The 12417-nt window shown below is 53.5% G+C and carries 10 protein-coding genes; 6 read left to right on the top strand and 4 right to left on the bottom strand.

Annotated elements, in window-relative coordinates:
* The first annotated feature begins 38 nt into the window (after positions 1–38).
* The 4 genes from adiC (at position 39) to pmrB (ending at position 4874) form a co-directional block, all read left to right on the top strand.
* Complete coding sequence (gene adiC / locus ACERJC_RS20595) at positions 39–1376, top strand: arginine/agmatine antiporter (RefSeq protein ID WP_046494030.1); 1338 nt, start codon at positions 39–41, stop codon at positions 1374–1376.
* Positions 1377–1476: 100 nt separating this feature from the next.
* On the top strand, positions 1477–3120 hold the full coding sequence (gene eptA / locus ACERJC_RS20590; protein WP_373672386.1) for a phosphoethanolamine transferase EptA: 1644 nt from the start codon (positions 1477–1479) through the stop codon (positions 3118–3120).
* On the top strand, positions 3117–3791 hold the full coding sequence (basR, locus tag ACERJC_RS20585; protein ID WP_125370199.1) for a two-component system response regulator BasR: 675 nt from the start codon (positions 3117–3119) through the stop codon (positions 3789–3791). Before eptA ends, basR begins: the two co-directional genes overlap by 4 nt.
* Positions 3792–4874 carry a two-component system sensor histidine kinase PmrB gene (gene pmrB / locus ACERJC_RS20580; protein ID WP_152401526.1) on the top strand — a complete coding sequence of 361 codons (1083 nt, stop codon included), beginning with the start codon at positions 3792–3794 and terminating at the stop codon, positions 4872–4874. It abuts the gene before it with no gap.
* Here the strand turns inward: pmrB and pmrR are convergent.
* Together pmrR and proP are read right to left on the bottom strand one after the other, a co-directional pair.
* Positions 4871–4960, bottom strand: coding sequence for an LpxT activity modulator PmrR (pmrR, locus tag ACERJC_RS20575; RefSeq protein WP_152401524.1), 90 nt, complete (start codon positions 4958–4960; stop codon positions 4871–4873). The two genes, pmrB and pmrR, sit on opposite strands and share 4 nt — an antisense overlap.
* A 62-nt stretch (positions 4961–5022) precedes the next feature.
* Positions 5023–6525 carry a glycine betaine/L-proline transporter ProP gene (proP, locus tag ACERJC_RS20570; protein WP_373672385.1) on the bottom strand — a complete coding sequence of 501 codons (1503 nt, stop codon included), beginning with the start codon at positions 6523–6525 and terminating at the stop codon, positions 5023–5025.
* Between the two features lie 701 nt (positions 6526–7226).
* On the opposite strand from proP, the gene kdgT reads away from it, so the two are divergent.
* Positions 7227–8225, top strand: a complete 999-nt coding sequence (gene kdgT / locus ACERJC_RS20565; RefSeq protein ID WP_373672384.1) for a 2-keto-3-deoxygluconate transporter — start codon at positions 7227–7229, stop codon at positions 8223–8225.
* 17 nt (positions 8226–8242) lie between these two features.
* Here kdgT and ACERJC_RS20560 read toward each other — a convergent pair whose 3' ends face one another.
* Positions 8243–9133, bottom strand: coding sequence for a diguanylate cyclase regulator RdcB family protein (locus ACERJC_RS20560; RefSeq protein WP_152401518.1), 891 nt, complete (start codon positions 9131–9133; stop codon positions 8243–8245).
* A complete protein-coding gene (crfC, locus tag ACERJC_RS20555; RefSeq protein ID WP_373672383.1) occupies positions 9130–11484 on the bottom strand; it encodes a clamp-binding protein CrfC in 2355 nt (784 codons plus the stop codon). Before crfC ends, ACERJC_RS20560 begins: the two co-directional genes overlap by 4 nt.
* 525 nt (positions 11485–12009) lie before the next feature.
* Here crfC and ACERJC_RS20550 point away from each other — a divergent pair.
* Positions 12010–12345, top strand: a complete 336-nt coding sequence (locus tag ACERJC_RS20550) for a zinc ribbon domain-containing protein YjdM (protein ID WP_042321205.1) — start codon at positions 12010–12012, stop codon at positions 12343–12345.
* Positions 12346–12417: the final 72 nt, after the last annotated feature.

The following is a 12417-nucleotide window of genomic DNA, read 5'->3' as shown; positions in this document are numbered from 1 at the left end:
ATAGAACATCATTTGTTGTTCCTTTCAGGAGTCTATTTATGTCCTCGGATGCTGATGCTCACAAAGTGGGCTTAATCCCCGTCACCTTAATGGTGTCGGGGAATATAATGGGTTCAGGGGTTTTCCTGCTGCCTGCTAACCTGGCCGCCACCGGCGGGATTGCAATCTACGGATGGTTAGTCACGATTATCGGCGCGCTGGCGCTGTCGATGGTCTACGCGAAAATGTCGTCCTTAGATCCCAGTCCCGGCGGTTCTTACGCTTACGCACGCCGCTGCTTTGGGCCGTTCCTCGGTTATCAAACCAACGTGTTGTACTGGCTGGCCTGCTGGATCGGTAACATCGCGATGGTCGTTATCGGCGTCGGTTACCTGAGCTACTTCTTCCCGATTCTGAAAGACCCGCTGGTGCTGACGCTGACCTGCGTGGTGGTACTGTGGATCTTCGTTCTGCTCAATATTGTCGGTCCGAAAATGATCACCCGCGTTCAGGCCGTCGCCACCGTGCTGGCGCTGGTCCCCATCGTCGGTATCGCGGTGTTTGGCTGGTTCTGGTTTCGTGGCGAAACCTATATGGCCGCCTGGAACGTGAGCGGTATGAACACCTTTGGCGCGATTCAGAGCACCCTTAACGTCACGCTATGGTCGTTCATCGGGGTCGAAAGCGCTTCGGTCGCGGCAGGGGTGGTCAAAAACCCGAAACGCAACGTGCCGATTGCCACCATTGGCGGCGTGTTGATTGCTGCCGTGTGCTACGTGCTCTCCACGACTGCCATCATGGGGATGATCCCCAACGCTGCGCTGCGCGTCTCCGCATCACCGTTCGGTGACGCAGCACGCATGGCGCTGGGCAATACCGCCGGCGCGATTGTCTCCTTCTGCGCGGCAGCAGGTTGTTTAGGCTCACTGGGTGGCTGGACGCTGCTGGCCGGACAGACCGCAAAAGCCGCCGCCGATGACGGTCTTTTCCCGCCCATTTTTGCCCGCGTGAATAAGGCCGGTACACCGGTTGCCGGGCTGATTATCGTCGGTATTCTGATGACGGTCTTCCAGTTCAGCAGCATGTCGCCCAACGCCGCGAAAGAGTTTGGTCTCGTCTCCTCGGTGTCCGTCATCTTTACGCTGGTGCCGTATCTGTACACCTGCGCTGCGCTGCTTTTGCTCGGCCACGGACACTTCGGCAAAGCGCGTCCGCTCTATCTGCTGGTGACCTTTGTCGCCTTTATCTACTGCATCTGGGCGGTGGTCGGTTCCGGCGCGAAAGAGGTGATGTGGTCGTTTGTGACCCTGATGATCATCACCGCGCTGTACGCCCTGAACTACAACCGGATCCACAAAAACCCCTTCCCGCTGGATGCGCCAGTTAACCGGAACTAACCCCGTCATTTTCCCCCCATTAAGCCAACCTTAAGTTCTTAAGGTTGGCTTAACTTTACTCTGCGAGGATCGGCGCTACTTAGTCTACGGAAGCTCCACCATGTTAAAGCGCATTATCAAAAGACCCATTCTCAGCCTGTTGGCCTGGTTACTACTGGTTTCATTCTATTTGTCTGTTTGTCTGAACATCGCATTCTACAAGCAGGTTGTGCAGGCCCTGCCGCTGGATTCCCTGCGTAACGTACTGGTCTTCTTATCAATGCCGGTGGTGGCGTTCAGCGTCATCAATATTGTCCTGACGCTGGCCTCTTTCCTGTGGCTAAACCGCCTGCTGGCCTGCCTGTTTATTCTGATGGCCGCGTCGGCGCAGTACTTCATCATGACCTACGGCATCATCATCGACCGCTCGATGATTGCCAATATGGTGGATACCACGCCTGCCGAAACGTTCGCCCTGATGACGCCGCGAATGGTTCTCACACTCGGTCTTAGCGGCATTCTGGCGGCGTTCGTCGCCTGCTGGATCAAAATCAAACCGACCACGCCGGCCCTGCGCAGCGTGCTGTATCGCGCCGCCAACGTGCTGGTGTCGGTATTATTGATTGTTCTGGTGGCGGCCTTTTTCTATAAAGATTACGCCTCGCTGTTTCGCAACAATAAGGAACTGGTCAAAGCCCTCAGCCCGTCAAACGGCATTGTCGCCAGTTCGTCCTGGTACTCCCATCAACGCCTCGCGCACCTGCCGCTGGTACGTATCGGTGAAGATGCACATCGCAATCCGCAGATGCAGCAAGAAAAGCGTAAAAATCTGACCATCCTGATCGTCGGTGAAACCTCACGTGGCGAAAACTTCTCGCTTGGCGGTTACTCACGTGAAACCAACCCATTGTTAGCAAAAGATAATGTGGTCTACTTCCCGCGCACCACGTCGTGTGGTACCGCCACGGCGGTGTCTGTGCCATGCATGTTCTCCAACATGCCGCGCAAGCACTACGACGAAGAACTGGCGCAGCATCAGGAAGGCATGCTCGATATTATCCAGCGCGCGGGGATTAACGTGCTGTGGAACGACAACGACGGCGGCTGTAAAGGCGCCTGCGATCGCGTACCGCATCAGAATATGACAGCGCTAAACCTGAAAGGGGAATGCATCGACGGCGAATGCTATGACGAGGTGCTGTTCCACGGTCTGGAGGAGTACATCAACAGCCTGAAGAGCGACGGGGTGATCGTGCTGCATACCATTGGTAGCCACGGCCCCACCTATTACAACCGTTACCCGCCGCAGTTCAGGAAATTTACCCCGACCTGCGATACCAATGAAATCCAGACCTGTTCACAGGAACAATTAGTGAACACATACGATAATACCGTGCTGTATGTCGACTATATTGTTGATAAAACAATTAATCTCCTGAAAGCGCATCAGGACAAATTTACCACCAGCCTGGTTTTTCTTTCCGACCACGGCGAGTCGCTGGGCGAAAACGGCGTCTATCTGCACGGCCTGCCGTATGCCATTGCGCCAGATGCACAAAAGCATGTGCCGATGCTGCTGTGGCTGTCAGAGGATTATCAGCAGCGCTACCAGGTTGATGCAAACTGCCTGCAAAAACAGGCGCACGATCGGGACTACTCGCAGGACAATCTTTTCTCGACCATGCTGGGACTGACCGGCGTACAGACCACGCAATATCAAGCCGCAGATGATATTCTGCAGCCTTGCAGGAGAACCACTGAATGAAAATATTGATTGTTGAAGACGATACGCTGCTTTTGCAGGGCTTGATTCTGGCGGCGCAAACCGAAGGGTATGCCTGCGATGGCGTGTCGACCGCCCGCGCGGCTGAGCAATGTCTGGAGACCGGTCATTACAGTCTGGTGGTGCTGGATCTCGGCCTGCCTGACGAAGATGGCCTGCATTTTCTTACCCGCATCCGGCAGAAAAAATATACCCTGCCGGTGCTGATCCTCACCGCACGCGACACGCTCGGCGATAAGATCTCCGGGCTGGACGTCGGCGCGGATGATTATCTGGTGAAGCCTTTTGCGCTGGAAGAGTTGCACGCCCGTATTCGCGCGCTGCTGCGTCGTCACAATAACCAGGGCGAGAGCGAACTGGTCGTCGGCAATCTGACGCTGAACATGGGCCGTCGGCAGGTGTGGAAAGAGGGAGAAGAGTTAATCCTCACCCCCAAAGAGTACGCGCTGCTGTCACGCCTGATGTTGAAATCGGGAAGTCCGGTGCACCGGGAAATTCTCTATAACGACATCTATAACTGGGATAACGAACCGTCGACCAACACCCTGGAAGTGCATATCCACAACCTGCGCGATAAAGTTGGAAAGTCACGTATTCGTACCGTGCGCGGTTTTGGCTACATGTTGGTGGCGACCGCGACTGAGGAAAGCTAATTGAATCTGAAGCGTTTTCTGCGCCAGCCAATGACCCTGCGTCGGCGGTTGATGATAACCATCGGCATGATTTTGCTGGTTTTCCAGCTTATCAGCACCTTCTGGCTCTGGCACGAAAGCACTGAGCAGATCCAGTTGTTTGAACAGGCGCTGCGGGATAACCGCAATAACGATCGCCACATCATGCATGAAATCCGCGAGGCGATCGCCAGTCTGATCGTCCCCAGCGTGTTTATGGTGGGGCTAACGCTGTTCATTTGCTATCAGGCCGTTCGCCGCATCACCCGTCCGCTCGCCAATCTGCAGCAAGAGTTAGAGACCCGCACGGCGGATAATCTCTCCCCCATCGAAATTCACAGTTCGACGGTCGAAATTGAAGCGGTTGTTTCCGCACTCAACCAGTTGGTGAATCGACTGACCGCAACCATCGAGAACGAACGCCTGTTTACCGCCGACGTCGCACACGAGTTGCGAACGCCGTTATCGGGTGTCCGCCTGCATCTGGAGTTGTTGTCAAAGGCGCATAACGTGGATGTCGCCCCGCTGCTTGGCCGTCTGGATCAAATGATGGACAGCGTCTCGCAGCTCCTACAACTCGCCCGCGTGGGCCAGTCCTTTTCATCGGGAAATTATCAACAGGTCAGGCTGCTGGAAGATGTTGTCCTGCCGTCTTACGATGAGCTGAGCACAATGCTGGAACAGCGCGAACAAACGCTATTGCTGCTGCCCGATCGTCAGGACGATGCCATCGTGCAGGGCGATGCGACGCTCCTGCGAATGCTGCTGCGCAATCTGGTAGAGAACGCCCATCGCTACAGTCCGGAAGGAACTACCATCACCATTACGCTAAATGTTAATGATCGGGCAACCATGGCGGTAGAAGATGAAGGACCGGGGATCGACGAGAGCAAGTGCGGCGAACTCAGCAAAGCCTTCGTACGCATGGACAGCCGTTACGGCGGAATCGGCCTGGGGTTAAGCATTGTCAGCCGCATTACGCAGCTGCATCACGGGCAGTTTTTCCTGCAAAATCGCAGTGGAACAACCGGAACCCGCGCGTCGGTGATATTGAAGAAGGCTTAGTAGGTTGAGACCCAAATGTACAGGAAGCTACTGACAATCACTACGCTGAACACGGTCATTACACTTTCATAAACACGCTGTTTCATCACACTCTCCTCCAGGGTATGGAAGAGAGTGTGCCAGTCAGAGATTAAGCGAACCTTAAGGCTTACTCGTCAATCCGTGGATGCTGCTGCACCAGGCGCGTACGCTTCACCTGCAGGTCAGCAATCTCCTGATCGATATCCTCAATTTTCTGCTCGATGTTATCGTAGTGCTCGCCGAGAATTTCTTTCGCTTCCTGAATATCCGAGGCAGCAGGCGTTGCCCCTTTCAGCGGCTGGTTCGCGGTCTCTTTCATGGTGATACCCGTAATGAAACCAATCACGGCGATCGCCATCAGGTAGTAGGCTGGCATCATCAGATTCTGCGAACTTTCCACCAGCCAGGCCGCCAGCGTTGGCGTCAGACCGGCAATCAGTACCGAAATGTTAAAGGCCGCCGCCAGCGCACTGTAACGAATGTGCGTCGGGAACATGGCCGGCAGCGAAGAGGCCATCACCCCGGTAAAGCAGTTGAGGATCACCGCCAACATCAGCAAACCAGCAAAAATCAGACCAATGATATTGCTGTTAATCAGGATAAAGGCCGGAATGGCCAGCGCAAACAGCGCGATACTGCCCATAATTACGAACGGGCGACGACCAAAGCGGTCACTCAGCAGCCCCATCACCGGCTGAACAAACAGCATCCCGATCATAATAGCGATGATAATCAGCACGCCGTGATCTTCAGAGTAATGCAGGTTATGCGACAGATAGCTCGGCATATAGGTCAGCAGCATGTAGTAGGTGACGTTGGTGGCAATCACCAGGCCAATACAGGCCAGCAGGCTGCGCCAGTGCTTAGTGGCAATCTCTTTAAAGGAGATTTTTGGCCCGTCCTGCAAACCTTCGCGATCGCCCTGCTCCAGCTTATCAACGTGCTGCTGGAACGCCGGTGTCTCTTCCAGCGCATGACGCAGATAGAGTCCGATAATCCCTAACGGCAGGGCGATAAAGAACGGAATACGCCAGCCCCATTCCAGGAAGTTCTCTTCCCCGACAACCGTCGAAATCAGCACCACCACGCCCGCACCCAGCACGAACCCGGCAATGGAGCCGAAATCCAGCCAGCTTCCCATAAAGCCGCGTTTACGGTCCGGGGAATACTCGGCCACAAAGATCGACGCGCCGGTGTACTCACCGCCGACAGAGAAGCCCTGTGCCATCTTACACAACAGCAGCAGGACAGGTGCCCAGATGCCTATCGAGGCGTAGGACGGTATCAGGCCGATACAGAAAGTACTGATCGACATAATCACAATGGTGATGGCAAGAATCTTCTGGCGACCATATTTATCGCCAAGCATACCGAAGAACAAACCGCCAAGCGGACGAATCAAAAAGGGAACAGAGAAGGTGGCAAGGGCGGCAATCATCTGCACGCTGGGGTCGGCCCCCGGGAAGAACACTTTACCTAATGCGTAAGCAACAAACCCATAAACCCCAAAATCAAACCACTCCATCGCATTACCCAGCGACGCTGCGGTAATCGCCTTGCGCAATTTACCGTCATCAATAATCGTGACATCGCGAAGGGTAATGGGTTTTACTTTTTTCCTTTTCAGCATAGCTGTCCTCGTAGACTAAGCCCTGTCTCGCTGCATACCGACGCCATTGGCGCACTAAGCGCGAACGTCACCGTCGAGCGCGGGTTGCTCAGGTGCAACCCCTGTAACAAGCGTAGCAGGTTTACTTACACGGACTGGTTAAGGCCTGTACAACCGAACCTGTTGACGCCTGATTTGGGCGGTTAATGAGCTATCTACCCTACCAGTGTTTAAAATTGTGATCAACTTCACATATATGTTTAGGTTTCGTCAACGGAGGTAAATAAGGTGATTCTGAGTCTCTTTTTTTAAAGCGCAGTGTTGTGCTTTTTTACGCTTTCAATCTCTATTTTATTGCGCTTCCTTAATAAAAAGTCACTGTCGTTATTATTATTCTGCCAGGCAATTCTCTCTCATTTTTCACAAATTCTTTACGGTAATTTTAAATATTCAGATCGCACTGGAATGTTTAGATTGATTATGTGACAAAGATAACTAAAACGCTGTTTCGTTTTGATTGAATCAGCATTCCAATGAATGCAAGATAATAGCCGATGTAATACCACCGGGAAGCGAAAGACGCCGATCCCAGGCGCAATCGCTACGTACAACATAAAGAGAATGCAGGTTCTCCTTGCTTTCTGTTTAGATATAACAATCTGAATTTTAATATTTTTTGCCACCTTACCCGTTTGTTCCGCGGGCAAGAAGTGAGGACATTTATGAGAATTAAAGCCACCATTGAACGCATCCCTGGTGGGATGATGTTGATTCCATTGCTGCTGGGTGCGGTTGTAAATACCCTTGCACCAAATACCGGTGCTTATTTTGGTTCCTTTACAAAAGGCATGATTACCGGCACGGTACCGATTCTTGCTGTGTGGTTTTTCTGTATTGGGGCATCGATTGATTTACGCGCTACCGGTACGGTCTTGCGTAAATCCGGCACGCTGGTGATTACCAAAATTGCCGTAGCGTGGGCAGTGGCAATGATTGCCGCATCGTTTATTCCGGATACCGGTATTCAGACCGGTTTCTTTGCCGGTCTTTCCGTACTGGCGATTGTTTCCGCGATGGATATGACCAACGGCGGTCTGTATGCCAGCCTGATGAACCAGTACGGTACGAAAGAAGAGTCTGGTGCGTTCGTCCTGATGTCTCTGGAATCCGGTCCGTTGATGACGATGGTCATCCTTGGCGCGGCGGGTCTGGGCTCCTTTGAACCCCATCACTTTATCGGCGCGGTGCTGCCGTTCCTGGTCGGCTTCGCGCTGGGCAACCTTGACCACGATCTGCGTGCATTCTTCAGTAAAGCGACGCCGGTACTGATTCCGTTCTTCGGCTTTGCGCTGGGTAACACCATCAACCTGGGCGTGATTGTTGATACGGGTCTGCTGGGTATCCTGCTGGGTGTGGCGGTCATTATCATCACCGGTATTCCGCTGATTATTGCTGACCGCGTGATCGGTGGCGGTAATGGTACTGCGGGTGTCGCGGCGTCCTCTGCGGCAGGTGCCGCCGTCGCCAACCCGGTGATCATCGCGCAAATCAACCCGGCGTTTGAACCGGTCGCCGCCTCCGCAACGGCGCTGGTCGCCGCAAGCGTAGTGGTCACGGCGATTCTGGTGCCCATTATTACGGCGCTCTACGCCAAACGCTTCGCCAGGCTTCCGGCACCAGCGACGGTGGAAGAAACGACAGCGAAATCCGCAAACCACTAATCATCACCCCTCTCCTCTCAGCGCATGAGGGGAGAGGGTGGAAACACCTCTTCAACCATCGCATCCACCAGTCGTTTTGCCGAACAGAGTCGCGGCATACCCAGCGCAACCGTCTGCCAGCGCTGCGTCACAGACCAGCACACCGGATGTTTATCCGCCTCACACCAGTCTCCCAGCCAGCTCAGCATGTCGCTGTAGTCGCCTGAACCGGTGGTCGCGGTGGTATTTAGCCACTGGTGATAGTAGTGACGCGTCGTGGGTGCGGCATTGATACTGTGGGCCAGATAGTTTGTCGCCATCGCCCGGAGATTATCTTTCAGCATCGCCGCCACGTCCGGATTCGCCAGACGGCAGGCATCGCCAAACGGTCCCCAGCGCAACTCTTCCAGCGCAATAAAACAGCGCCCCGGTAACGACCACCCCTCATACGCGCCCGCCAGCCAGCGGGTAAACACCTGCTCGCTGTGTTCCCCGGCCTGGACCGTAAGACCACGCTGGCTCAGCGCCTTCTCCTTCCAGGCGCTGCGCTGGCGAAACCATTCGCTCAGCGAAGTAAGCTGTTGAGCCAGTCCAGGGATAGACGGCCCGCGAGAGAGGTCAGTCTGTTGTAAAACATGCAGTCGTGCAGAGATTCGCGTCAGCGCCAGATGCCCCGGATCGAGCATGCCCGCCAGTTTTTCCACCAGCTTCAGGCGCATCATCAGATGTTCACTGAACATTCCGGCCATGGCCCACGCCCGCAACTGCGTCCGGGAGAGGATCTCCAGCGTCAGGCGTTCGCGAAACTGCTGCTGTTGCAGCGTGCCGCCTGCCCGTTTCGGTTCTTCTCCCTGAACCAGATCGACCATAAACTTCGGGTGGATACACTCCAGCGTCCGTCCGGGGCCTTCCAGTAACGCGTTTGTCATGTGTGTTCGGCCGCAAAAAGGGTTTGAATGTCGTCACGGAGCAGACGGGAGTCTTCATAAATCCAGGCGGAGGCGGCAATACTGTGCTGCAATTGCTGACTCAGACTCTGGACAGCCGATTCATTTTGCTGACGAACCAGCAAACTCTCACGCAGGCTCTCCTGCAATCCCGCCAGGCACAATGAGAAATCGGCAAAAAATGTTGCCATACCTGCCGTCACTGAAACATCGACCTGCGCGGCTAAAGCTTTACGAATTTGTTGGCAGAAATGGCTGACGTACTCCACCAGACTTTGGTGCAGCGCATTAATATCAATCAGATAGCGCGTCTTCGCTTCAACATAGTCATTCCAGCGCCAGTTCGGCTGATTCAGCCAGCGGGAGAAGGTCTCACGCACCCCGCCCACCCGGGGTGCGTCGCTTTCGACGTGGTCCTGCTGGGCAATCGCGTCGCTGAACAACTGCCGCGTCGTGAAGTTAAACATGGCGGCGTGAAAGGCCGGGAAGCTTATCCTGGGACTGAATCCCGCATGACTCAACTCCGCTTTCACCCGCATTTCGATGGGGCGCATCGCTTCATTCAGCGAACGGCTGAGGGTCACTTCCAGTTGTTCAAAACGTATTCCCAGGTCACGGCTGATGTTTTCCTGCGCCGCCAGCAGGACGCCCTCACAGGCGGCACGCAGCTTACTGAGGATCACCTGCGCCTGCGCTTCGTCGTGCAGCACCAGCATCTCTGCGTCAAACTCCGCCTGCGGTAGCGGCGACCAGCTATCGCCACGCGACAGTTTCAGTATCTGCTCGCGGCTGAAAAAGGTCTCGATACTGCGCAAGATCGTGGCCTGCTGCTGGTTGAGAAAGCCGTTGGCCGACGTCAGCGCCAGCCCGACCTCATGGTGGACTTCATCGCTGACGCTGTCCTGACTCACCTTCAACTGCTGCATGTCCTCTTCCAGACGCACGATATTTTGTTGCAGCGTGTCAAAAGCCACCGTCAGGCAGTGATAGCGGAAATCCAGATATTCGCGGGCGCTGTGGGCGTAATTCAGCAATTTATGCGAGGCGGAGCGCAATGCATACAGCGATGCATTGGCATAAGCGGCATGAATTAAGGTCCGGATCGGCTGTTCAAACAGCGAATCTTCCCACAACAAATCCGCGGCGTGGCGAAGGTGTTCAATATCATCGAGGTCGGCGCTTCGCCAGCGCCGCCCGAGCGCCGCTTCGGCAAAGTCCTGCACCCAACGCTGCTCCTCGTGATCCGGCAGATGACCGCGGCTTGCCAGTTCATGACGCGCCCGGTTGGCCAGATATCCCCACATCGAAGAGACCGGATAAATCTGCGCCGGGTTAATACAGCCCTTCATCAGGGTGCCGGAAATCAGCGCCCTCACCTGCTCTTCGTCATCGCTGTTGCGATCTTTCTGGTCAAATTTATTCACCAGCGCATACAGCGGCACCGATTTTCCGACCGCGGCGATAGCCTGGCGGACCTCTTCATCGGAAATCGATTTCAGTTGTGTATAGTCCATCACCGCCAGCACGGCGGAGGCACGGGCCAGTTGCTCATTGAGCATTTTTTGCAGGTGCGGCTGTCCGGCTTCATTTGGCCCCGGCGTATCCAGTAACGTCAGTTGGCCAGGATAGTTCTCCAGCCCCGCCAGGTGTACAAACTCCACCTCAATCACTGGAATATGTTCAATAGCCGCATAGGCAGAAAAAGGAAAATCGACCTCCAGCGCTTTCGATAAGCGCACCAAATCGTTGAGGCTTTTCAGACAGTGAAAGATCGGCTGCGCGCCGAGATAGTGGCGCTCAAACGCTTCCCCTCTTTCGATGCGCTGCATGAGACCATTCATGTCTTTATCAATTTCCAGCACCTGAGTCAGACTCTGCCGATCGCAAGCATGCATGCTCTCCTGGAGGGTCTTCATCAGCGCCTCGATGGGCGCAACGTGGGAAAAATGCAGCACCGGTTCTTTCTGACCGGGTGTATGGCGGATCAGCGTCGGTAATGCCGTCATCGGACGATTGCGATTGGGCAGTACTTCCGTCCCGACAATGGCATTGATCGTTGTCGATTTTCCCGCTTTCATGGTACCGACGATCGCCAGCACCATTTCCAGTCGCGAGATTTTTCGCAACTCATTGTTCAGCGTGGCCTGCTGGGTTTCGATCCCACGGGCGCTAAAATGCATGGGCTGAACGTTAAGGTCGTCCTCTCTCTTTAATGAGGAAGCGCCCTCCAGCGTTGCCGTTGGCATTTTTTTTACCGTTTTAAGATGTTCTAAAGAGAGCATCAGCAAGCGTTCCGCTTCCTGGCTCAATTCATATATTGTCTGTGTGTACATAAAAAATGTTTCCTTAACGCAAATTTTATTGCTTTTATTTAGCCGTTTCATTTTATTAGTGAATATTCGGCTTTAATAATTACGTATGGAAAAGGATTTATTAATTAATTTACTGATATTATTGAAATTATTATTTTAATTACTGTCTTTTGAATGACGCTCAGTGACGTAAAGAAGTAAAAAAGCGTAGTTCAGTTTTATAAAAAACCAGACCAGTTTAGGTTAATTTCACCTACCAAAAATAAGGGGTAAAGCGCTGAAAGAACCCAGACTGAAAATCGCCCAGCCAATTATTTAGGATATTTCTCGCCACCTTATCTCAAATAACAAACGGTAGCAATTTCCCTTAAAAATATTACCTCGATTTTTTGGTCTGGCCGTCCGGTTACGGTCACAGTTCGGCATTTACGTTAAAAACAGAGTAGTCCCGACAACGTTAAGGATTTTGTGTATAATTGCGTCCTTTTTCGGCAATCTGCCATTTTTTGGGCGCTTTTGCCCTTGCTGACTTTTGAGGAAATCGACATGTCATTACCCCACTGCCCACAATGCAACTCCGAATACACTTACGAAGATAACGGCATGTACATCTGCCCGGAATGTGCCCACGAATGGAACGATGCGGAATCGGCGCATGAAGACGATTCGCTGATTGTGAAAGATGCCAACGGTAATCTGCTGGCTGACGGCGACAGCGTCACCGTGGTGAAGGATCTGAAAGTGAAAGGCAGCTCCTCGATGCTGAAAATCGGTACGAAAGTAAAAAACATTCGTCTGGTGGAAGGCGACCACAACATCGATTGCAAAATTGATGGATTTGGCCCGATGAAACTGAAATCAGAGTTCGTGAAAAAGAACTGATTTTAATTGCCCGGTGGCGCTTCGCTTACCGGGCCCGGGGTAACTACACTTAAGTGGCTTCTCTTACCTGAG

This window comes from Citrobacter telavivensis, assembly GCF_041807075.1.
GTDB classification, from domain to species: Bacteria; Pseudomonadota; Gammaproteobacteria; order Enterobacterales; family Enterobacteriaceae; genus Citrobacter_A; species Citrobacter_A telavivensis.
This window is presented reverse-complemented; position numbering and strand designations above follow the sequence as displayed.